At 70.0% G+C, this 20,983-nt stretch carries 19 protein-coding genes and 1 pseudogene; 9 read left to right on the top strand and 11 right to left on the bottom strand.

Annotated features, from left to right (window positions below):
- Positions 1-38 precede the first annotated feature (38 nt).
- The gene (locus ACFC96_RS11165) at positions 39-806 is read right to left on the bottom strand and encodes an MBL fold metallo-hydrolase (protein ID WP_376253538.1); all 768 of its coding nucleotides are present in this window, start codon (positions 804-806) and stop codon (positions 39-41) included.
- A gap of 328 nt (positions 807-1,134) precedes the next feature.
- Here ACFC96_RS11165 and ACFC96_RS11160 point away from each other — a divergent pair, with 328 nt between their 5' ends.
- A complete protein-coding gene (locus ACFC96_RS11160; protein ID WP_376611605.1) occupies positions 1,135-3,969 on the top strand; it encodes a right-handed parallel beta-helix repeat-containing protein in 2,835 nt (944 codons plus the stop codon).
- Here the strand turns inward: ACFC96_RS11160 and ACFC96_RS11155 are convergent.
- Positions 3,956-4,657, bottom strand: coding sequence for an ArsR/SmtB family transcription factor (locus ACFC96_RS11155; protein WP_376611603.1), 702 nt, complete (start codon positions 4,655-4,657; stop codon positions 3,956-3,958). The two genes, ACFC96_RS11160 and ACFC96_RS11155, sit on opposite strands and share 14 nt — an antisense overlap.
- Before the next feature lie 113 nt (positions 4,658-4,770).
- Here ACFC96_RS11155 and def point away from each other — a divergent pair, with 113 nt between their 5' ends.
- The 3 genes from def (at position 4,771) to ACFC96_RS11140 (ending at position 7,333) form a co-directional block, all read left to right on the top strand.
- Entirely contained in the window at positions 4,771-5,433 is a 663-nt protein-coding gene (gene def / locus ACFC96_RS11150; protein ID WP_376611601.1) for a peptide deformylase, read from the top strand.
- Positions 5,434-5,620: 187 nt separating this feature from the next.
- Positions 5,621-6,433: a HEAT repeat domain-containing protein gene (locus ACFC96_RS11145; protein WP_376611599.1), complete on the top strand. Its 813-nt coding sequence runs from the start codon at positions 5,621-5,623 to the stop codon at positions 6,431-6,433.
- Positions 6,434-6,502: 69 nt separating this feature from the next.
- Positions 6,503-7,333, top strand: coding sequence for an SDR family NAD(P)-dependent oxidoreductase (locus ACFC96_RS11140; RefSeq protein ID WP_376611597.1), 831 nt, complete (start codon positions 6,503-6,505; stop codon positions 7,331-7,333).
- A 69-nt stretch (positions 7,334-7,402) separates the two neighbouring features.
- Here ACFC96_RS11140 and ACFC96_RS11135 read toward each other — a convergent pair whose 3' ends face one another.
- The 3 genes from ACFC96_RS11135 to ACFC96_RS11125 all read right to left on the bottom strand — a co-directional run bounded on the left by ACFC96_RS11135 (position 7,403) and on the right by ACFC96_RS11125 (position 9,558).
- Positions 7,403-8,281 (bottom strand): family 16 glycosylhydrolase, encoded by an 879-nt coding sequence (locus ACFC96_RS11135; protein WP_376253553.1) that lies wholly within the window; start codon positions 8,279-8,281, stop codon positions 7,403-7,405.
- 326 nt (positions 8,282-8,607) lie between these two features.
- Positions 8,608-9,255: a CatB-related O-acetyltransferase gene (locus tag ACFC96_RS11130; RefSeq protein ID WP_376611595.1), complete on the bottom strand. Its 648-nt coding sequence runs from the start codon at positions 9,253-9,255 to the stop codon at positions 8,608-8,610.
- Between the two features lie 51 nt (positions 9,256-9,306).
- Positions 9,307-9,558, bottom strand: coding sequence for a peptidoglycan-binding domain-containing protein (locus ACFC96_RS11125; RefSeq protein ID WP_340459797.1), 252 nt, complete (start codon positions 9,556-9,558; stop codon positions 9,307-9,309).
- A 1-nt stretch (position 9,559) separates the two neighbouring features.
- Here ACFC96_RS11125 and ACFC96_RS11120 point away from each other — a divergent pair, with 1 nt between their 5' ends.
- Positions 9,560-10,027 (top strand): hypothetical protein, encoded by a 468-nt coding sequence (locus tag ACFC96_RS11120; protein WP_340459796.1) that lies wholly within the window; start codon positions 9,560-9,562, stop codon positions 10,025-10,027.
- Positions 10,028-10,367: 340 nt separating this feature from the next.
- A complete protein-coding gene (locus tag ACFC96_RS11115) occupies positions 10,368-12,428 on the top strand; it encodes a restriction endonuclease (protein WP_376611593.1) in 2,061 nt (686 codons plus the stop codon).
- Between the two features lie 42 nt (positions 12,429-12,470).
- On the opposite strand, the pseudogene ACFC96_RS11110 reads toward ACFC96_RS11115, so the two are convergent.
- Positions 12,471-13,791, bottom strand: a pseudogene (locus ACFC96_RS11110) (RNA-guided endonuclease InsQ/TnpB family protein).
- Between ACFC96_RS11110 and ACFC96_RS11105 the strand changes: the two are divergent.
- Together ACFC96_RS11105 and lpdA are read left to right on the top strand one after the other, a co-directional pair.
- A complete protein-coding gene (locus tag ACFC96_RS11105) occupies positions 13,696-14,124 on the top strand; it encodes a transposase (protein WP_376611591.1) in 429 nt (142 codons plus the stop codon). The pseudogene ACFC96_RS11110 and the gene ACFC96_RS11105 sit on opposite strands and share 96 nt — an antisense overlap.
- Before the next feature lie 263 nt (positions 14,125-14,387).
- Positions 14,388-15,797, top strand: coding sequence for a dihydrolipoyl dehydrogenase (gene lpdA / locus ACFC96_RS11100; RefSeq protein ID WP_376611589.1), 1,410 nt, complete (start codon positions 14,388-14,390; stop codon positions 15,795-15,797).
- Between the two features lie 69 nt (positions 15,798-15,866).
- On the opposite strand, the gene ACFC96_RS11095 is transcribed toward lpdA, so the two are convergent.
- From ACFC96_RS11095 to ACFC96_RS11075, 5 genes are all read right to left on the bottom strand, one after another.
- On the bottom strand, positions 15,867-16,286 hold the full coding sequence (locus tag ACFC96_RS11095; protein WP_376611587.1) for a molybdopterin-binding protein: 420 nt from the start codon (positions 16,284-16,286) through the stop codon (positions 15,867-15,869).
- A gap of 181 nt (positions 16,287-16,467) precedes the next feature.
- Positions 16,468-17,559 (bottom strand): ABC transporter ATP-binding protein, encoded by a 1,092-nt coding sequence (locus ACFC96_RS11090; protein WP_376611585.1) that lies wholly within the window; start codon positions 17,557-17,559, stop codon positions 16,468-16,470.
- A gap of 61 nt (positions 17,560-17,620) precedes the next feature.
- Positions 17,621-18,502 (bottom strand): molybdate ABC transporter permease subunit, encoded by an 882-nt coding sequence (gene modB, locus ACFC96_RS11085; protein WP_376253575.1) that lies wholly within the window; start codon positions 18,500-18,502, stop codon positions 17,621-17,623.
- A complete protein-coding gene (gene modA, locus ACFC96_RS11080) occupies positions 18,499-19,326 on the bottom strand; it encodes a molybdate ABC transporter substrate-binding protein (RefSeq protein ID WP_340459845.1) in 828 nt (275 codons plus the stop codon). The genes modB and modA overlap by 4 nt, the downstream gene beginning before the upstream one ends.
- 71 nt (positions 19,327-19,397) lie before the next feature.
- Positions 19,398-19,784, bottom strand: a complete 387-nt coding sequence (locus ACFC96_RS11075; protein ID WP_340459844.1) for a helix-turn-helix transcriptional regulator — start codon at positions 19,782-19,784, stop codon at positions 19,398-19,400.
- Between the two features lie 148 nt (positions 19,785-19,932).
- On the opposite strand from ACFC96_RS11075, the gene ACFC96_RS11070 reads away from it, so the two are divergent.
- On the top strand, positions 19,933-20,403 hold the full coding sequence (locus ACFC96_RS11070; RefSeq protein WP_376611583.1) for a molybdopterin-dependent oxidoreductase: 471 nt from the start codon (positions 19,933-19,935) through the stop codon (positions 20,401-20,403).
- Positions 20,404-20,983: the final 580 nt, after the last annotated feature.

The raw sequence follows: 20,983 nt of genomic DNA, 5'->3' as shown, positions 1-20,983 counted from the left end.
ACCACTGCCCGCGTTGTTTACGGCCTCTGCCGCGCGGCTTACGGCCTCTGTCGCGCCGGAGTCGCCCGTGCGCGTGCCGTCCTGGCGGCCGCGCTCACCGCACCGTGGTGCAAAGGGCCGTGCCCGGGCAGCAGCATGTCGCCCGCGAGCTTCTCGAACACGTCCAGTGAGTCGCGGGTGCGCACACGGTCCCTGTCGAACATGGTCGGCAGGAGCTGTGGCCCTCGCGCGCGCGAGGTCGGGTGGCCGGTGACCAGGCCGTCGCCGGAGATGACGATGCCCGCGCCGCCGAGGTGGTAGGCGCAGTGGCCCGCGGTGTGTCCGGGGGTGTGGACCGGGACGGGGCGGCCCGGCAGGTCGAGGGCGCCCTCTGCGGGGAAGGGCCGGGGCCGGCTGACGCGCGCGTCCGTCGTCCCGCCGGAGCGCAGGGCGTGCACGGCCCAGGGCAGGACGCCCGGGCGCCAGCCGTTGCGCAGGACCCGGCCGAGCGAGACCTGGTGCAGGAACTCGCGCCGGGCGTGCGGGACTTCGGCCGCGTGTGCGTACACCGGGACGTCGAAGGTGCGGCTGAGGTGTTCGGCGGACCCGAGGTGGTCGTTGTGAGCGTGGGTGAGCAGGATCGCCGTGAGTGCCTCGGGGGAGTGGCCCGCCGCGACCAGTGAGTCCAGGACCTGCTGCCGGTCGCCGGGGTAGCCGCAGTCGATGAGCGTGACGGCGTCGCCCTCGCTCAGGATGACCCAGTTCGTGTTGCTGCCGTGGACCAGATGAACGCCGGTGGCGGCGTGAATGAGGGTGCCTTCGCGCATGACGGACCGCATCTCTTGAGGTGTGCCACTGGGGCCGGGGAAGCATGGGGGCTGGGGTACCGCGGTGACCGGGCTGCTGCAGCGGTCGCAGGCAGGGTAGTTGATCACCTCTCCCGCCCGGACGCCTTGGACGGGGCATCGGGCATCCGATGCGTCCAGCGTCCCCGGACCGTCATCCGATGCGTGCAGCATCCCTTGACAGTCATCCGATGAATTTATAGCTTCCGTGGCCAGACGCTCCTCAATTGCGCCAACTGTCCATCAAACGTTGGATGTTCGGTCCGTAGATCGATGGTCAATCCCGACCTGCCCGGCCTCAGGAGTCCCCGTGCATACCGTCCCAGGTTTTCGCAAGAGCCGAAGATCCCCGCTGCCCGGTCTGCTCGCCGCGGCGGTGGGTGTCACACTCGGCCTCGGCGCCGCCGCCGCGCCCACCGCGTCGGCGGCCGCGGGTGGCGGCAGGACCGTCACCCTCCACGTGGCGCCCGACGGCAACGATCGCGCCAACGGCTCGGCGGCCAGGCCGTTCCGCACAGTGGAGCGTGCCCAGGAAGCCGCCCGAAAGGAGGTGCGCAAGCAGCGGGCGCGACCCGTCGACGTCGTGGTGCACGCGGGCACCTACCGTCTGGACCGCACGCTGACGTTCGGCCCGAAAGACTCCGGCACGCACCGCGCCCCCGTCCGTTACCTCGCGGCACCCGGTGAACGCGTCGTCATCAGCGGCGGCCGATCGCTGCGGCCCGAGTGGCACTCGTACAACGACAGCGTCAAAGTCGCCGACATAGGCGCGGGCCTCGACTTCGACGGTCTCTTCCTGGACGGGGAGCGCCAGGTCCTCGCCCGCTACCCCGACTACGACCCCAAGACCGCCATCCTGGGCGGCTACGCGGCCGACGCCATCTCGGCGCAGCGAGTCGCCCGCTGGAAGAACCCCACCACCGCGCTCGTACGCGGCCTGCACCAGGGGGAGTGGGGCGGCAACTCCTACCGGGTAACCGGGCTGAAGGCCGACGGCACCCCGCAACTCGACTGGGTGGGCGACAACAACCGCGGCAGCGGCCTGCACACCACGTACCGCATGGTGGAGAACGTCTTCGAGGAACTCGACGCCCCCGGCGAGTGGTTCTACGACAAGGCGGCCGGCAAGCTCTACTTCTTCCCTCCGAAGGGCGCCGATCTCGCCTCGGCGCGCATCGAGACCGCCGAACTCGACGAACTCGTCAGGGTGCAGGGCGGCGGACCGGACGACGCGGTGCACGATCTGGCCTTCTCCGGCTTCACGTTCGCCCGCACCCACCGGACCCTCTTCGATCAGCCGTACGAGAAACTCCAGCTCGGCGACTGGGCGATCGCGCGCGCCGCGGCGGTCCATCTCAAGAACACCGAGAACGTCGCCGTACGCGACTCGCTCTTCGACCAGGTGGGCGGCAACGCCCTCTTCGTCGACGGCTACAACCGAGAAGACACCGTCTCCGGCAACGAGTTCAGCCACTCGGGCGCCTCCGACGTCGCCGTGGTGGGCAACAGTGACGCGGTGCGCGAGCCGTCCACCTGGGACAGCATGCGCAAGACCATCACGGACACCACACCCGGGCCGAAGTCCGAGAACTACCCGCGCGACATCCACATCAGCGACAACTACATGCACGACAACGGCCAGTTCGAGAAGCAGACCTCCGGCGTGCAGATCTCGATGAGCCGGCACGTCACCGTCGACGGCAACACGATCCACGACGGACCCCGCGCCTGCGTCGACATCAACGACGGCACCTGGGGCGGACACGTCATCGAGAACAACGACATCTTCAACTGCGTCAAGGAGACCTCCGACCACGGTCCGATCAACTCCTGGGGCCGCGACCGGTTCTGGCCGCTGACCGCCGACGACGCGACGAAGAAGTCGTACGCGAAGCTCGACGCGATGGACACCACCGTCATCCGGCACAACCGGATCCGCCACTCCTCGCACTGGGACATCGACCTCGACGACGGCAGCTCGAACTACCTCGTCGAGGACAACCTCCTCCTCAACGGAGGGGTGAAGCTCCGCGAGGGCTTCCACCGGACCGTGCGCAACAACATCTTCGTCAACGGCGGCGCCCACTTCCACGTCTGGTACGCAGACAGCGGCGACACGGTGGAGAAGAACATCTTCGTCACCGGCACTCCCTACAGCCTCATCCAGGCCGACATGGCGAAGAGCGAGCCGACCGTCGACAACAACCTGTTCTGGAACAACGGCAGGCCGGTCACCGGCGTCACCGACGCGTGGCGCGCCCTCGGCCTCGACACACATTCGGTGACGGCCGACCCCGGGTTCACCGGAGCCTCGCCCTTCACCGACCCGAAGAAGCTCGACTACACGCTCCAGGCGGACTCCCCGGCGCGCGCCCTCGGCTTCCGTCCCTTCGCCATGGACGGCTTCGGAAAGGCCGGCAGCCCCACGCCGCCCCCGCTCGAATGGGTCGACGACACCCCCACCGACACGCTCGACGCGTTCCAGGAACCGCTGCTCGGGGCGTCGGCGACACGTATTTACTCCGACGCGGTCAAGTCGGCCACGGGGCTGACCGACTACGACGGTCTGCATCTGCCCACCGTCCCCACCACGTCGGAGGCGTACCGGCAGGGCCTGCGCACGAACGACGTCATCCGGGAGATCGACGGCAAGAAGGTCACCGGCCGGGACAGTTTCTGGAGCGTCTACAACCGCTCGGCCCCGGGCGCCGACCTCCCGCTGGCGATCTGGCGCAACCAGGCATCGACTCGACTCACCGTCCACAAGCCCGAGTCGGGCGAACAGATCAACAACACGTCCGGGGTCGTGTACACCGGTTCGGGCTGGGACTGGAAGCACGCCTCGCGCGGCGGTGCGGGCGGCTGGGCCGACGACGTGCACGCCACACAGAACAAGGGCGACTCCTTCGAGCTCACCTTCAACGGCACCGCGATCGACGTCATCACCCAGACCAACAGCGACGAGGGACAGGTCGACCTCTACGTGGACGGGCAGCCGGCGGGCACGATCGACAACGCGAGCCCCACGCGCAGGCATCAGCAGACCGTGTTCAGCACGTCGGGCCTGGCCCCGGGCGAGCACACGATCAAGGGTGTGATGAAGACGGGCAGCTATCTGATCGTGGACAGCTTCAAGATCCGCTAGCTGCCGTCGGGGGTTCGGTCTGCCGTGGAGCGGGAGCCGCGTCCTCGTCGAGCAGAGGAAACAGCCGCGCGACGGCCGCGACCGCCACGGTGTCCGCCGGGCGCGTCGCGGCCGCGTCGTGACGCGCCTGGAAATCGGTCATCAACTGACGTATGGACGAGGCCAGTTGCATCACTTCGTCAGGACTGAGGCGCAGCACGGCGCTGAACGACTCGTCGTGGCGCCAGGCTGCCGGTGCCTGGCCCAGGTGGGCGAGGCGGCGCCGGTAGCTCTCGTCCTCGAGGCCGTGGGCCGGCGCGGTGAACTCCACTGCGCCCGCCTCGTCCGTCAGATGGTCGGACTCCCAGCGCAACTGCCACGGTCGGGCCCGTCCGTCCGTGGGTGGCGCCTCCTCGATGAGACCGTAGCGCGCGAGCTGGCGCAGATGGAACGAGCAGAGGCCGGAGCTGTGGCCGAGGCGGGCGGCGGCCTCGGTGGACGTGACCGTGCCGACCTCGGCAAGCAGGTCGAGGAGCGCGATGCGCACCGGATGGTCGGGCAGGGGGCGGCGCGCTCCGTGCGGCGGAACCCATGGGCCGGAGCCGGAGCCGGAGCCGGAGCCGGAGCCGGAGCCGGAGCCCGAGGCCGAGCCCGAGCCCGAGACGGGGTCGGGGGCGACGGGCGCTGTGGGTCGTTCCTGGTCACTCATTTTGCAAAGAGTGCTACTTTGCAAAGCGGTTGGTCAAGTCGGTCAAGTCCGCCGAGCAGGGCCGGGTGCGCACTCCCGGTCCTCCTCCGGTTGCTCAGGAGGCGTCAACATCCATGTCCATTCGACTGAGTGACGGAACATCACAAGATCTCAGGGTGCGGGTGCAGGGTGCGCCGGTGGACTCCTATCCGGCCCTTCCTCCGGAGGTCGCCCGCGGAACAGTGCGTCGCATCACCGTCGTGGGGGAGGCCATCCTGTACCGCCGCTGCCGTGAGGTGACGGAGTTCGGAACCCCCGTACTGGCCCGCCTGATCGACGACATGTTCGCCACGAACGCCGTCGCGGAGGGCGCGGCCATCGCCGCCAACCAGGTCGATGTCGACCTCCAGCTGTTCGTGTGGGACATCACGGACGACTGGGGCGTGCGTCATGTCGGGCACATCGCCAACCCCGTCCTCGACGAACTGCCCGCCGCGCAGCGTGTCCTGGCCGAGGAGTCGGAGGGGTGCCTGTCGGTCCCCGGCCCCTACAGACTCGTGGCCCGGCCGGACCGCGCGGTCGTCCGGGGCCGAGACATGGACGGCAATCCGCTGGTGATCGAAGGCCGAGGCTACTTCGCGCGCTGCCTGCAGCACGAGACGGACCACCTCCACGGCCGCACCTATCTGGACCGGCTCGCCCGGCGCGAACGCAAGGCGGCGCTGCGCGAGATGGAGGACACGAAGGACAGCGTGTTCGCCCGCCGAGCGGCCCGCGCCGCCGAACTGGGCAAGTGATGCGCCACCGTGCTGCGGAGGGTGGCGCCCAAGGGCTTTCGCTTGGATCAGGCAGGATCAGGGAGCGGGTGCCGATTGGTGCCGATGCCGTGTGTCGCAAGGCGGCGACGGACGACAACGCCACGAGGCGCGATGCCGGTACCCGCGAGCCCGGCATGATCCAAACGAAAGACCTAGGATCGCGGCCATGGCCATGTTCGTGCACCTGACGCCCCGGGCGAATGCGGCGCGCATCAGGCGGGCAGGTATCCGGGCCGCCGGTCGGCACCCCGACGGCGGGCGCGGCGTGTTCTGCTTCCCCGTGCTCGCGTCGTACACGCTCACGCACCAGTGGCTGCGGGAGTTGGCGCGGCACGGGGGGCCGCGCGGGCTCGTCGCCGTCCAGGTGCGGCTGCCCGACGACGAGCCGGTCACGGTGGGCCGGTACCACCGTGACCCGCTGGCGACGACGGCCGCGGACGCGGTGCGCCGCGTGGCCGCGATGGACGACCCGCGCGGGTGGGAGGTGTTCGTCCCCCGGGCGGTCGCCAGACGCGAGGTCCAGCGCGTCCGCGCCGTCCGGCAGGTGACCGGCTGGCGCTACTTCCCCGACGCGCACGGCGTCGTGCCGTGCACGTGCGCGGGCTGCCGGGTGCGAGGCGAGTACGGTTCCCGGCGGCTGCGTGAGCGCAGGCCGCACCCGCACGACGGCCCGCCGCCCCCGGCGCCGGTCCTGCTGCGACGCGTGGAGGCGGCCGGAGAGCCGGGCGACGCCACGGCGCTGTGCGAGGCGCTGCACTGGTTCGGCCTGCGTCGGCGCGGACCGGTGGAACGGCTCTCCCGGCTCGCCGACCACCCGGAGCCGGCGGTGCGCGAGGCTCTCGCCGACGCGGTCGCCGGCTGGTCGACGCCCGGGGTCGACGCGCTCCTGGCCCGCCTGGTGTCCGACCCGGACCCCGACGTACGGGAACTGGCGGCGGCGGTCGTCGAACGGCGGGAGGACAGACGTGCGCATCGATGAGGGATGGTGGGAACGCCAGGCGTGGCGCGCTCCTCCCTCTGTGGTGCGGTGCCGTCCAGGATGGGTGTCATGAACCCACGCATCACCTTGATCACCGGAGCGACCCAGGGCCTCGGCCGTGGCATCGCGCTCGACCTCGCCGCGCGTGGCGACACCCTCCTCCTGCACGGGCGCGACACGGGGCGGCTCGAAGCGGTCGTCGCCGATATGCGGGCGGCCGCACCGGACGCCACGGTACGTACGTATCTCGCCGACCTCGCGGACCTCGGCCAGGTGCGGGCCATGGCGGACCGCATCCGCGACGCCGAACCCCGTCTCGACGCGCTGGTCAACAACGCGGTCGCCGGCGGCGGCGCGGAGCCGCTGCGGCGGGAGCTGAGCGCGCAGGGCCACGAACTGCGGTTCGCCGTCAACCACTTGGCCCCGTACGCTCTGATCCGCGGCCTTCTGCCCCTGCTCGAGGCCTCCGCGCCCGCGCGCGTGGTCAACGTGGCATCCATGGGGCAGGACCGCATCGACTTCGACGACGTCATGCTGGAGCGGGACTACGAAGGGCTCCGGGCGTACTGCCGCAGCAAGCTCGCCCTGATCATGGCGACGTTCGAGCTGGGCGCGGAACTCGAAGGCACGGGTGTCACGGTCAACGCCCTGCATCCGGCGCATCTCATGGACACGGCCGGAGTGCGCGCGTACGGCCTCACCCCGGTGACGGGAATCGACGAGGGGGTACGGCCGACGGTGCGGCTGATCACGGACCCGGAACTCGGGTCCACCACAGGCCGGTACTTCGACCGTTTCACGGACGCGCGCGCCCATGAACAGGCCTACGACAAGGAGGCGCGGCGGCGCCTGATGGCCCTGACGGACGAGCTGACGGGGTACGGCACCGCGGCACCGTGAACCAAACGTGGGTGTCCCGGGGCGGCGGGTCCGTAGGACACCGGCCGCCCCGGGACATCACCCCCGTGCCTACTGGGTGGTGACGTGGACGTAGTCGACGACGAGTTGCTGGGGGAAGCTCGTGCTGCCGTCGGGGTCGCCCGGCCAGTAGCCGCCGACCGCGAGGTTGAGGATCAGGAAGAACGGCTTGTTGAACGCCCATTGGTTGCCGCCGACGTCGGCGGGCGTGCGGGTCTGGTAGACGTTCCCGTCGACCGACCACTTGACGGAGTCCGGGGCCCAGTCCACGGCGAACGTGTGGAATCCGTCCGCGAAGGCCTGGCCGCCGGGCAGGGTGTAGGCCGCGCCTATGCCGCCCGAGCCCGAGTATCCGGGGCCGTGCAGCGTGCCGTGGACCGTTCCGGGTTCGAAGCCGACGTTCTCCATGACGTCGATCTCGCCGCTCGCCGGCCAGCCGACGCTGCCGATGTCGTTCCCGAGCATCCAGAACGCGGGCCACATGCCCTGCCCGCGCGGCACCTTCATCCGGGCCTCGACATGTCCGTAGGCCTGGGTGAACTTGCCCGAGGTGTTGAGCCGGGCCGAGGTGTACTCGCAACGCCCGTACCAGCACTGGTAGTTGTTCGGGTTCTCCTTGCGGGCCGTGATGACCAGGTTGCCCTGGCCGTCGAGCGCGGCGTTGCTGTTGCCCGCGGTGTAGTACTGCCGTTCATGGTTGTTGACGTTGTCGCCGGTCTCGATCTGCCACTTGCCACCGTCGACGGCCGAACCTGCGGCGCCGTTGAAATCGTCGGTGAAGGTGGCCGCGGCGGCGGCTTTCGCGGGACTGCCGACGGGTGCCGGGGCGGCGGACGCGCCGGTGGGCACCGCCGCCAGGCTCGCGGCACAGCAGGCCAGAGAGGCGGCGTACAGGGAGGCGCGGCGGCGCCAGGATGAGCGCACGGTCATCACATCGCTTCACGTGGGGGGTCGTGTGGGGGGTCGCGTGCATGACAAGACAGCGAACGAAGCATCCGGAAGTGAACGCCGACGGCGGCCACTTGAGGCACTTCCTTCACTTCTTGATTTAAAGGAGTGCCTCTCGTGGCGTCAAGGCATTGGCGTGTACCAAGTGCAGGGAGCGACCCGGCGGGCGCCGTGGCCTGCGGGCCGAACCCGGGCACAAGGTGTTCGGCTCGGCCGGCCCCTTCGCCGATTTCGCGATCCTTCCGCACGCCGGCACCCGAACTGGGCGCACACACGGGAGGTGCTGGAAGCCATGCCCGCCGCCCCGATCACCGCGGCATCGGGGCCACGGCCTCCAGCGCCTCCACGGAACCGGACATGACGGTGCGCACGTGCTCGGTGAGGTGCTCGGTGGGCCAGTCCCACCACGCGAGGGCGAGCAGGCGCTCGACGTCCTCGTCGCAGTAGCGGCGACGGACGAGCTTGGCCGGGTTGCCGCCGACGATCCCGTAGTCGGGGACGTCGTCGACCACCACGGAACCCGAGGCGATGATCGCCCCGTGCCCGATGCGCACACCGGGCATCACCGTCGTGCGGTAGCCGAACCACACGTCGTTCCCCACCACGGTGTCCCCCCGCCCGGGCAGCCCGCCGATGAGATCGAAGTGGTCGGCCCACGAGCCACCCATGATGGGGAAGGGGAACGTCGACGGGCCGTCCATGCGGTGGTTGGCCCCGTTCATGATGAACCGCACGCCCTCGCCCAGCGCGCAGAACTTCCCGATGACCAGTTTCTCCGGCCCGTAGTGGTACAGCACGTTGCGCGTCTCGAAGGCCGTCGGGTCGTCCGCGTCGTCGTAGTACGAGAACTCGCCGACCTCGATCAACGGCGACGTCACAAGCGGCTTGAGCAGCACGACCCGCGGCTGCCCCGGCATCGGGTGAAGCACGGTCGGATCGGCGGGCACGAACGACATGACGGGTCAACTTCCTCACGTGGTACGGGTCGACGACGGACGGCCATGCTCTCAGTAGCGCCGGGTCTCCGACTCCAGCGCGGCCCGCGTCTCGGGACCGTACACACCGGCGTCCTCGTCGATGCCGCGGGCCACCTGATAGCGGTGGACCGCGTCGGCGACATCGGCCGAGTACCTGCCGTCGGTCGGCCCCGTGTACAAGTTGATCTGGGCCAGCCGCCGTTGGAGATCTCTGACCTGGCCGCCGTGGCTGCCGGTGGACAGGACTCGGGCGCCGGATCCCGGGTGGACGGCGGAGGACACCGTGGGTGCCGGCGCGGAGGGCGTCGCGGAGGAGGATGGCGCCGAGGCGGACGCGGACGGGGCCGCCGAGCCGGCCGCCGTCCCGGTGGCCGCCGACGACGACGCGCTGGGGGAGGCGGTCGCGTGGGCGCCGCCCTTCTCGGGAGACGGGGCGGCCGACCGCGACGAGGCCGATCCGGACGGCGCGGGCACGGCGGAGTCGTCCACCGCCGACACGGTCCGGCTCGGAGCGTTCCCGGAGCTGAAGGCGCCACTCGCCACCGCCATCACGGCGGCCGTCCCGACACCCAACGCCGCGGTACCGACGATCACCCATCGGCGCCTGAGGCGCCCGGGTGCCCGACGACCACGACCCGCGGTGACGACCTGCTCCGAAGTCCGGACCGACACGCCCTCGACGGACACCCCGTCCCCGACCGGCCCCTCGAAGAGCCGCAGATCCTCCTGCGCCACCGTCCCGGCGGACTGACCGGGCGGTGCCACCTGCCCGAACACCGGGTTCGCCGGCACCGCCGGTGCGGGCGTCGCGCAGCCGCACGCCGACTGCCGGCCGGCAACCGGTTCGGACCCGCACCAGGGGCATCGCTGTGCACTCACGTGAATGGCCCCTCCTCCGGGCGGCCACAGCATATGCCGATGATCAAGTGAAGTCCGACCGGAGCGCCTGCCCGACCGCCACCCGGCCGAGGAAGCCCGCTGCGGTCGGCCTGTGACGACCGGATATGCGAAATGGGTATCGCTCGATACAGTCGTCCCTTTACAACTGGTTGTGGGGACAACCGGAGCGCCTTGGGGAGGGCCTGCGAGACATGAGTCGACGCTCGAGTGGCTCGGTCGGCGTCTGGGCCGAAATGCAGCGGCAACAGCAGCGCCAGTTGGAGGCCGAAGCCAGGCGGCAGAGGCAAGAAGCGCAGCAAGCACGTGCCTATCAACGGCGAGCGATCCAGAACCACCGCGAGTACCGGCAGGCAGAGGCCCTGCGCCGCACGGAGGAACTGGACGCGCACGTCACGTCGCTGCAAGGCTTTCTCGCCTCGGGTTGTCAGGCTCCGCCTTTCAGGGCTCTCCTTCTCATGCGCCCTGAAGAGGTCCAGCCCTTCGCTCCCGGCCCCCTGGCGCAGCCCGTGCCCATGCCGGACTTCCGGCACTACCAGGTGCAGAGCGGGTGGACTGCCACACGGCGGGCCCAGGCGCAGGCCGAGGCCCGGGCGCAGTTCGAGAGGGACTGGCAGTCGGCCCAGGCGGCGGAGGCTCGACGTCAGCAACAACTGGCGGCGTACCGGCGGGAGTACCAGCAGTGGGCCGATGCCCAACTGGCCGATGCGCGCCGCCACAACGCAGGCATCGAAGAACTGACCGAAGCAGTCGGGCGCCGCGAACCCGACGCCGTGGTCGAGTACTTCTCCGCCGCTCTCTACGCCTCGACCGCATGGCCGGAGGGTTTCCCGCGTCAGGTGGCCGCCGCGTACGACTCGGCGGCTCGCCGGCTGGTGCTGGACTGGGAGCTGCCCGCCTACACCGTCGTCCCCGAGGCCAAGTCCGTCCGGTACGTGTCCGGGGTGGACCAGGACAAGGAGACGGCCCGCCCCGTGGGCCAACGCCGGGCTCTGTACCGGGAGGTCCTCGCGCAGTGCATGCTCCTCGTCCTGCACGAACTCTTCGCAGCGGACGAGACGGGCACACTCGAGGAGGTGACCCTGAACGGGTTCGTGGACGGGCACGACCCGACGACGGGCCGACCGGGCCACATCTACCTGGCGACCGTCATGACGTCGAGAGCGACGTTCCGCGACCTGTACCTGGCCCAGGTGGACGCCGGCAGTTGTCTGTCCGACGCGCTGCGCGGACAACTCTCCGCTCGCCCCGATCAGCTCACGCCGGTACGGCCCGGCCGCCGGCCGCAGGACGTCGGAAACCGCGTCGTCACCCATGGCAGCGACGAGGGACCCGACCTGTACGACATGGATCCGATCGCCTTCGAGCATCTCGTCGCCGAGCTCTTCCGGGCCATGGGGATGCAGGCGGTCACCACGCAGCGCTCTAACGACGGCGGGGTGGACGTCGACGCTCTGGATCCGACACCGATCCGGGGCGGCAAGATCGTCGTGCAGGTGAAGCGCTACCGCAACACGGTGCCGCCCACCGCCGTCCGCGACCTGTACGGAACCGTGCAGGACGCCGGCGCCAACAAGGGTGTCCTCGTGACGACATCGGGGTTCGGCCCCGGCTCGCACACCTTCGCCAACGGCAAGCCGCTGGAACTGATCTCCGGCACCGAACTCGTCGACCTGTTGCATCGGCACGGACTGCGAGGGCGTCTGGGCGACGGCGCCCGCCGGCCGGCAGCGCAGCCGACTCCGACGGTCCCGGACTTCCGACTGCCCGACGACTACAACATCCTGGGCATGTCGTGGACCGGAGGCGTCGCCCTGGACGTGTGTGCTCTCGTCTGCCGTGGCAGCAGGATCCTCAGTGACGATCACTTCGTCTTCTACAACAACCCCCAGACAGCGGACGGCTCCGTACGCGTGCTGCCTCCGACCGCACCGGACAAGGCCGCCGTCTGCGTCTCCTTCGACGAGTTGCCGGACGAGGCCGACCGGTTCGTGCTCGTGGCCGCGATCGACCCGGAGGCGAACCCGGACGCCGACCTCTCCGGCTTCACGGACGCCTCGATCCGCCTGCTCGACCCGAGCCTGACCGACCTGGGGCGGCTCGAGGTCTCCGACGGCCGCCCGGGCGAAACCGCCTTGGTGCTCGGTTCCTTCCGCCGCAGACCGAACGGGGACTGGGACTTCGTCCTGGGCGGCAAGGGCTACGCGGGCGGCCTGGAGCAGCTCGTCCAGGACTTCGGCATCGAGGTGGATTGAAGTGCTCTCCTCCCTTCGCGAGCTTGGGAAGGAGATTCCCGTCTACCTTGCGGTGGCGGGCTTGACGCGTTGGTCACGCCTGACGACTGCCCTCCCGGCAGCCGGGATGAGCGCGTGGCCCGTCCGGTACAGGTGCAAGATGTTTAGGGCCGCGTTGTGGTCGGCGTTGCCCGACCACCCGCAGTCCGGGTTCTTGCACACGAACGTGGCCTGGTCCTCCCGACTGCCCGGCTTGATGAAGCCGCAGACGGAACAACGCCGGGAGGTGTTGGGGGCGGGCACCTTGTGCAGGGAGCCGCCGTACCGGCCGGCCTTGTACGCCAGCATCGTGACCGTCCTGCCCCACGCCTCCTGGCTGATGGCACGGTTGAGTCCGGCCTTCTGGGCGACGCCGGTCCCCGGCTCGGCGATGGTGCCCCGAGCGGACTTGACCATGTTCGTGATGGTGAGTGCCTCGACCACCATGACGCCGTACGTGTGGGCGAGGGCGGTGGTCGTCTTGTGCTGCCAGTCCTGGTGCCGCCGCGTGGCTTTGGCGCGCAGCCCCCGGATCTGGTCATAGGTGTGGTGCAGGCGGCGGCTGGTGCGCTCGCCAGGCTTGCAGTGAGCCTTGCGCTGGGCGGCCCGGCGCTCGAGGCGCAGGAGTTTGCTCTTTTCCTGCGTGTTCAGCCACTTGTCACGGTCGGCGCTGCCGTCCGGGAGGCGTGGCGCACGCCCGTGGTCCTGGTGGTTGCCGTCCGAGAGGGCCAGGGGCAGGTTCACCCCGGCGTCGATCCCCACCTGTGCTCCCTGGTGGGGTGCGGGCTTGGTTTCGAGGCTCTGCACGCGGAAGGCGATGTGCCATCCCAGGTGGTCCTTGACCAGCCGTACCCCGGTGATCCGGTTGCCGGCGTTCGCGTTCTTGCCCACGGGGAGGTCTTTGGTCCAGCGGAAGCGGACACGGCCGACCTTGGGAATGTTGGCCATGCCCCACCGGCGGTGAACCCGCTTGATCTGCAGGTCACGGCCCTGCGAGATGTCCACACTCATCACGGACCGCAACCGGCCCTTGAAATTCGGAGCATCCACGCGGCCGTCCCAACAGTTCTTCCAGGCCTGGAAGTACGTCTTGAGCACCGCCTGCGCGGCCTGCGCAGGAAGGACGGCAAGGAAATCGACCTCTTTTGCGGGCCTGGCGTATCGCGGCATCCGCGTTCACCAGAGTCCGCTTGTCCTTCGGCATCATCTGCCACCACGCGTGCAAGCAGTTCCACATCGTGCGCGCGGCATGCGCCTGCTCGTCGATGAGGAGATTCTCGGCAGGGGACAGTGCCAGCCGGGCACGATGCCCGAACTGCCGCTTCACCCAACCGAGTTCACCCATGACGGTCACGATCCTACAGTTCGTCTATGTCACCGTGACGGATCCGCATACGGGGAGGTGCGCACGGACTTCGAGGCCGAACTCAAGCAGCTCAACAGTGAGAAGGACCACGTGCACCTGCTCGTGCACTACCCCGCCCAGGCCCAGTCCTCCAAGCTGGTCAACTCCGCCTCCTCCAGGCGTCTGCGCCAGGAGTACGACGCGCACATCCGCCGCTACCTACAGGGCGGCCACTCCTGGTCCGCTCCTACTCACCGGAAGCTGCGACGGTGCGACCCTGACCGTCCTCCGCCAATACATCGAGAACCAAAAGCGCCCCATGGGCTGAGGTGAACAGTGCCGACCCGTGCTCACCCGCGAGTCAGAACAGTCCTGAGATGGCCTTCACCCCCGGCGTATATACCGGAGCACTGGCCAAGATCAAAAGGTAGATGAAGCGCGGCTCGGGCCGGGACTGAGCTTCGCCCCCAGGGGCGTGACGGCGCTGAGACCCGGGCGGCGCTGGCGTTGCGAATCTGCGTGGGTCCCGGTCGCGGACGTACCGTCGTGCACGTCAGGGCCAGACTCGCCTCTCACCGAAACGGCAGGAACGCTCCATGAGTACCACGCACTACGACGTCGTCGTCCTGGGCGCCGGGCCCGGTGGCTACACCGCGGCCGTGCGCGCCACCCAGCTGGGCCTTCGTGCCGCGGTCGTCGAGGGGAAGTACTGGGGCGGTGTCTGCCTGAACGTGGGCTGCATCCCGTCCAAGGCGCTCCTGCGCAACGCCGAACTCGCGCACATCTTCACGCAGCAGGCCTCGACCTTCGGCATCCACGTCGACGGAGAGGTCAGCTTCGACTACGGCGAGGCCTACCGGCGCAGCCGGAAGGTCGCCGACGGCAGGGTCGCCGGGGTGCACTACCTGATGAAGAAGAACGGCATCACCGAGTACGACGGGCGCGGCATGTTCATCGACGACCACACGCTGCGGGTCGATCTGACGGCGGGCGGGAGTGAGACCGTCACCTTCGGGAACTGCATCATCGCGACCGGCGCCACTACCCGCCTCCTGCCGGGCACCGCCCTCAGTGACCGCGTGGTGACCTACGAGGAGCAGATCCTCTCCGAGACGCTCCCCGAGTCCATCGTCATCGCCGGTGCCGGGGCGATCGGCGTCGAGTTCGCGTACGTCCTGCACAACTACGGCGTCAAGGTGACCGTCGTCGAGTTCCTGGACCGCATGGTGCCGACCGAGGACGCCGATGTGTCCAAGGAACTGTCGCGCCAGTACCGCAAGTTGGGCATCGAGGTGCACACCGGGACCCGGGTGGAGTCCATCGATGACAGCGACCCCGGGGCCAAGGTGCGCGTCACCGTCTCCAAGGACGGGCAGCAGCGTGTGATCGAGGCCGACAAGGTCCTCCAGGCGATCGGCTTCGCGCCTCGCACCACCGGATACGGGCTCGAGAACACCGGCGTGCGGCTCACCGAGCGTGGCGCGATCGACGTGGACGGACGCGGCCGCACCAACGTGCCCCACCTGTACGCGATCGGCGACGTGACTGCGAAGCTGATGCTGGCGCACGCCGCGGAGGCCATGGCCGTGATCGCCGCCGAGACGATCGGCGGCGCGGAGACCATGGAGGTCGACTTCACGATGATCCCGCGCGCCACCTACTGCCAGCCGCAGATCGCCAGCTTCGGGTGGACCGAGGCACAGGCCCGCGAGCTCGGCTTCGACGTGAAGGTGGCGAAGTTCCCGTTCTCCGCGAACGGGAAGGCCCACGGCCTCGGTGAGCCGACGGGCTTCGTGAAGGTCATCAGCGACAACCGGTACGGCGAACTGCTGGGCGCCCATCTCATCGGTCCCGAAGTGACCGAGCTGTTGCCGGAGTTGACGCTGGCTCAGCAGTGGGATCTGACCGTCCACGAGGTGGCCCGCAACGTGCACGCGCACCCGACGCTCGGCGAGGCCGTGAAGGAGGCGGTGCACGGGCTGGCCGGGCACATGATCAACATGTGACGGTCGTCCGGGCGGCGCCCCCTCCGGTGGCCACGTCTCCTCGGTCAGGTGTTGACCGACGCCGGGCCGTCACGCGGTCGCGAGCGATACCTCGGTCGACTTGATCAGGGCGACGACGGGGGTGCCGGGGGCCAGGGCCAGGTCGGTGACGGCGTCCTTGGTGATGGCGGACGTCAGTGCGCCGCCCGGGACGCTGACCTTGACGGAGGCCATGGCGCCGCCCGTGGCGATGTCGGCGACCGTTCCGGCGAGCTGGTTGCGGATGGACAGCCCTTCGACCGTGCCGGTGGCGAGGGAGACCTCCGTGGACTTGACCAGGGCGCGTACGGCGGATCCCTCGGTGAGGCCGAGGTCCTTGACGGCGTCCAGGGTGATCGCCGCGGTGATGTCCTGGCCGCCGTCGAGGCGGACCTTGACCGTTGCCATGGCCTCACCCGCGGTGATGCCCGTGACGCTGCCGGGAAGCTGATTGCGAATGCTCAGGCTCATGCGGAACGCCTCACAGAAAAGGTATGGAATGTCAGGCTTTGCGCCTGTGTAGGCCTCACCGTAGCCGGGTCGGGTGTGACGGGTGTGAGGCCCATCGCATCTGCGAGGTGAAGGGGAGTGAGCGCCTGGCAGGTCGGAGGCACCCAGTTCGTCACGGGATGCCGGGACGCAGAGCGTGGTGTCAGGCGGGGTACGCGTGCGTCTGCGTCGCCTTGACCGTGGCCCAGACCGGGGCGCCCTGGTGGAGGTTCAGCTCCGCGGCGGCGACCGTCGTGAGGTCGGCGGCGAGCGTGAGTTCACCCGTGAGGTCCGCGCGGATCTGGTCCCCGTGCGTCTCGAGCCCGGCGACCTGACACCGCCACAGATTCCGGGCGCTGGTGCCGGCGGGCCGGTCCCGGTAGAGGGTCACGGCGCTCGGCGGGAACGCCACGAAGGCGGGCCCCGACAGCTCCTCGCTGGTCGCGATGTCCGGCCCGGAGCCGACCCGCACCACATGCCCGTCGGCCTGACCCTTGTAGAGGTTGAGGCCGACCAGCTGGGCGATGTAGTCCGTACGCGGACGGCGGGCGATGTCGGCGGGGGCGCCCTCCTGGACGACGCGCCCGTGCTCGATGACGACGAGCCGGTCGGCGAGCACCATCGCGTCCAGCGGATCGTGGGTGACCAGGACGGCGACGGCCTCGAAGTCGGCCAGGTGGCGCCGGAGTTGGGCACGCACGTCGAGACGGGTGCGCGCGTCGAGTGCGGCGAGCGGTTCGTCGAGGAGCAGCAGTCGCGGACGGGTGGCCAGGGCGCGGGCCACGGCGACGCGCTGCGCCTGGCCGCCGGACAGCCGGCGCGGCTTGGCGCCGTGGTGGTCGGCGAGGCCCATGCGGTCCAGCCACTTCGCGGCCTGCTCACGCGCCTCGGCCTTGGACGCGCCGTGGCAGCGCGGGCCGAAGGCGACGTTGTCCAGGGCGCTCAGGTGGGGGAAGAGGAGGTAGTCCTGGAAGACCACGCCGACCGGCCGGGACTCGGGCGCCGTGCGGTCCAGCGCACGGCCGTCCAGGTGCAGATGACCACTTGTCAGCGGCGTGAGCCCGGCCAGGGCGCGCAGGGCTGTGGTCTTGCCGGCGCCGTTCGGACCGAGCAGTGCGACCACGTCGCCGGGGGCGGCGCGCAGCGCGACGTCGAGGCGGAAGGTGCCGCGGTCGACGACGAGGTGGGCGTCCAGGCCGTCGGCGCGGATGTCGTGGGCGGGGGCGCCACCGGTGACGTGGTCGATGTGCGTCATGAGGCGGTCCTCCGGTGGTCGTGCGGTCCGGCGAGGACCGGGTGGGGGAGGGTGGGGCCGGTCATGACGCCGTCATCCAGCGGTCCCGCAGCCCCGCGAGGACCGCGATCGACACGGCGAGCAGCACCAGGCTGAGGGCGATCGCGGCGGCCGGGTCGTTCTGGAGCGCCAGGTACACGGCCAGCGGCATCGTCTGCGTACGGCCGGGGAAGTTGCCCGCGAACGTGATGGTCGCGCCGAACTCGCCGAGCGCGCGCGCCCAGGCGAGCACGGCACCCGCGGCGATGCCCGGCATGATCAGCGGCAGCGTCACCCTGCGGAACGCCGTGAAGCGGGAGGCGCCCAGGGTCGTGGCGGCCTCCTCGAATCGCGGATCGGCGGCCCGCAGCGTGCCCTCCACGCTGATGACGAGGAACGGCATCGCCACGAACGACTCCGCGACCACGACCCCCGCCGTGGTGAACGGCAGCGTGATCCCGAACCACGAGTCCAGCAACTGCCCGACGACGCCGTTGCGTCCGAGCGCCAGCAGCAGGGCCACACCGCCCACCACCGGGGGCAGTACGAGCGGCAGTGTCACCAGTGCCCGGACGAAGCCGCGCCCGGGGAATTCGGTGCGCGCGAGCAGCCAGGCCAGCGGCACCCCCAGGACCAGGCTCACCGCCGTGGCCGCCGTCGCGCAGATGAGCGACAGCTGGAGGGCCTGCCAGACCTCCGGACTGGTCAGCTGCTCCGGCAGGCTGCGCCAAGGGGCCCGTACGAGCAGGGCGATCAGGGGCAGCAGCAGGAACGCGAGGCCGACGAGGGCGGGCAGCAGGAGCGGCAGAGGCACCCCGCGGCCCCGGGCGCCCGGCCGGGCACGCCGACGCCGCGGCCCGGCCCCACGGGTGTCGCCACCCGTGAGGACCTCGGCCGCGGCACCGGACTTGTCGAGCTCGGTCACGGCTTGAGGAACCCGGCTGCGGTCAGGACCTTCTGGCCCTCGGCGGACTGCACGAGCGCGATGAACTCCTTCGCCGCCTCGGCGTTCGGCGCGTCCTTCAGGAGGGCGATCGGGTAGTCGTTGATGGCGTTCGCGGATTCGGGGAACTCGACGCCCTCCACCTTGCTGCCCGCGGCCTTCACGTCGGTCTTGTAGACGACGGCGGCGTCGGCCTCCTTCAACTCGACCTTCGTCAGGGCGCTCTTGACGTCCTGCTCGTACGAGACCGGGGTGAGCTTCAGCTTGCTGGCGTCCAGCGCCTTCTGGGCGGCGGCGCCACACGGCACCGTCTTGTCGCAGAGCACGACCTTGAGGTCGGACTTGGTGAGGTCCTTGAGGGAGGCGACCTTGTCGGGGTTGCCCGGCAGGGTCGCGATCTCCAGCTGGTTGCGCACGAACGTGGACGGGGCCGCGGCCGCGTCCTTCTTGTCCGTCACGATCGCCATCGTCTTGGGGCTGGCGGCGGCGAACACGTCGGCCGGCGCGCCACCGGTGATGCTGGCGGCGAGGGTGTCACTGCCGCCGAAGCTGAACGTCACCTTCGTACCTGGGTGGGCCTTCTCGAAGTCCTTGCCCAGGGTCGTGAAGCTCTCCTTCAGCGAGGCCGCCGCGAAGACGGTCACCGTGCCCGAGATCTTCTCGGCGGAGTCCTTGGACGCCGAGGAGGAGTCCTTCTTGGACGACGAGTCCGAACCGGAGGAGCAGGCGCTCAGCGCCAGCAGCGCGGCGACGCCTACGCCGGTCACCTGCAGGGTCCGGCGGGTCCGGCGCGTGCAACGGGTCATCACGGGGTTACTCCCTAGGGCTCTTGTGGGAAGAATCGGGCTGATTCTCCGCGAAGCGTCCGGCGGACACTTCAAGGACTTTCGACGACCACGTTGGTCGATTTGATCACGGCGACGGCAGGCACACCGGGTTCCAGGTCCATCTCCTCGGCCGACTCCCGGCTGACCATGGCCACGACCCGGAAGGGCCCGGCCTGGATCTCCACCTGCGCCGACACGTCCCCGAGGATCACCTCGGTGACGATGCCGGAAAGGCGATTGCGCGCCGAGGATCCGTTGTTCGTCCGCTCGGTGCGGTGCAGCTGCCGGGCGTAGGACGCCAGGTCCGCTCCGGGGATGATCCGGCGGCCCAGCTCGTCACGCTCGGCATGCAGCCTCCCGCCGTCGACCCAGCGCCGAAGGGTGTCGGCGCTGACGCCCATCAAGGCGGCCGCCTCCCCGATCCGGTAGGTGCGCATGCACGGATCATACTGCCGCAGATGCGAGGGGGAAGTCTCTTGTTGCATCGCATGAGCTGGATCATGTGTGGATGGGGTTAGGCATGTGCGTTTGTATGAGAGTGCTGCCGTCGCCGCCCGGGTACGGTCATTCGGGAGGTGGTAGTCCGTGCGTCAATCCCTTACGGCCGCCGATCCGGTGGCAGAGCTCGCCCTGACCGGCGATGTCGCGCGCCCGGCCCGGCTGACGGTGCCCGATCTGCTCGAGTGGCCCCAGCACACGGCCCGGGTCAGCTTCGAGTGCGCCACCAGCGGCGTCCAGGAACACAGCTTCGCGGGCCCGCTGCTGCACGACGTCCTGCATGACGCCGGGCCCGGCTTCGACCCCGCCCGCCGCAAGGACCGGCTGAGGTTCCTGATCGCGGTGACCGGAGCGGACGGCCATCACGCCCTGCTGTCCTGGGCGGAGATCGACCCGGACTTCGGGCGGGCCCCGGTCCTGCTCGCCGTCACCATCGACGACACACCCCTCGACCGGGCCGGACCCCAGCTCGTGCTGCCCCAGGACCGCTGCGGGGCGCGGCACATCAGCGGCATCAACACCATCCGTGTGGACGGCGGCTACGCGTCGTGGGTGTGACACGGCGGGAGCACCCGTCGTCACCCCCGGCCCTCGACCGCCCATGGAGCGCCGCATGCTGCTGCGCCGACTCGCATGCGCCGACTCGCACACCTGCTCGCGCTCGCCCGTGAGCGGCACTTCGCACGGGCGGCTGACTGACCCGGGGAGCGGACTCGTGCCGGCCGGCCACCCCGTTTCGCGAGCGGCACCCGAAGGCCAGGGCGGACATCGGGTCGCTGTTGTCCGCCGAGACGACCCGCGGACTCGCAGTGGCCTTGGCGGAAAGCTGCTGTCCCGGCAGGGCAAGGTTCGCTTCGATCCGTCGAGTTCACCGAGAGGATCGTGAAAGGCGCCTTCCGGCAACGGAGTTGAGAAGTTCCCCCTTGTGGCCAAGGTGCTCGGCATGCCTTACGGCGACCCGGCCGGCGGACACCCGAAGACGTACGCCCGCGACGGCCTCCCGCACATCGGCCACTGTCGCGGCGGCCGGTCCGCCCCATGCCGACGCGATCGACTTCACGTCCGGCCGGCTGCTCGGCAGCGTGTCAGGGGACAGGGTCGGCGCCGTGGGGGAGGAGCGTGGCCGTCCGCGTGCGGC

The sequence above is a fragment of the Streptomyces sp. NPDC055955 genome, assembly GCF_042270245.1.
Classification (GTDB): Bacteria; Actinomycetota; Actinomycetes; order Streptomycetales; family Streptomycetaceae; genus Streptomyces.
Note: the sequence above shows the minus strand (reverse complement) of the source record. Positions and strands in the feature narration are given on the sequence as shown.

What these genes read in the sequence shown, in the direction of transcription:
- ACFC96_RS11165 (WP_376253538.1), bottom strand. Translation starts at nt 806, where the DNA reads ATGCGCGAAGGCACCCTCATTCACGCCGCCACCGGCGTTCATCTGGTC.
- ACFC96_RS11155 (WP_376611603.1), bottom strand. Translation starts at nt 4,657, where the DNA reads ATGAGTGACCAGGAACGACCCACAGCGCCCGTCGCCCCCGACCCCGTC.
- def (WP_376611601.1), top strand. Translation starts at nt 4,771, where the DNA reads ATGTCCATTCGACTGAGTGACGGAACATCACAAGATCTCAGGGTGCGG.
- ACFC96_RS11145 (WP_376611599.1), top strand. Translation starts at nt 5,621, where the DNA reads ATGGCCATGTTCGTGCACCTGACGCCCCGGGCGAATGCGGCGCGCATC.
- ACFC96_RS11140 (WP_376611597.1), top strand. Translation starts at nt 6,503, where the DNA reads ATGAACCCACGCATCACCTTGATCACCGGAGCGACCCAGGGCCTCGGC.
- ACFC96_RS11135 (WP_376253553.1), bottom strand. Translation starts at nt 8,281, where the DNA reads ATGACCGTGCGCTCATCCTGGCGCCGCCGCGCCTCCCTGTACGCCGCC.
- ACFC96_RS11130 (WP_376611595.1), bottom strand. Translation starts at nt 9,255, where the DNA reads ATGTCGTTCGTGCCCGCCGATCCGACCGTGCTTCACCCGATGCCGGGG.
- ACFC96_RS11115 (WP_376611593.1), top strand. Translation starts at nt 10,368, where the DNA reads ATGAGTCGACGCTCGAGTGGCTCGGTCGGCGTCTGGGCCGAAATGCAG.
- ACFC96_RS11105 (WP_376611591.1), top strand. Translation starts at nt 13,696, where the DNA reads ATGCGCCTGCTCGTCGATGAGGAGATTCTCGGCAGGGGACAGTGCCAG.
- lpdA (WP_376611589.1), top strand. Translation starts at nt 14,388, where the DNA reads ATGAGTACCACGCACTACGACGTCGTCGTCCTGGGCGCCGGGCCCGGT.
- ACFC96_RS11095 (WP_376611587.1), bottom strand. Translation starts at nt 16,286, where the DNA reads ATGAGCCTGAGCATTCGCAATCAGCTTCCCGGCAGCGTCACGGGCATC.
- ACFC96_RS11090 (WP_376611585.1), bottom strand. Translation starts at nt 17,559, where the DNA reads ATGACGCACATCGACCACGTCACCGGTGGCGCCCCCGCCCACGACATC.
- modA (WP_340459845.1), bottom strand. Translation starts at nt 19,326, where the DNA reads ATGACCCGTTGCACGCGCCGGACCCGCCGGACCCTGCAGGTGACCGGC.
- ACFC96_RS11075 (WP_340459844.1), bottom strand. Translation starts at nt 19,784, where the DNA reads ATGCGCACCTACCGGATCGGGGAGGCGGCCGCCTTGATGGGCGTCAGC.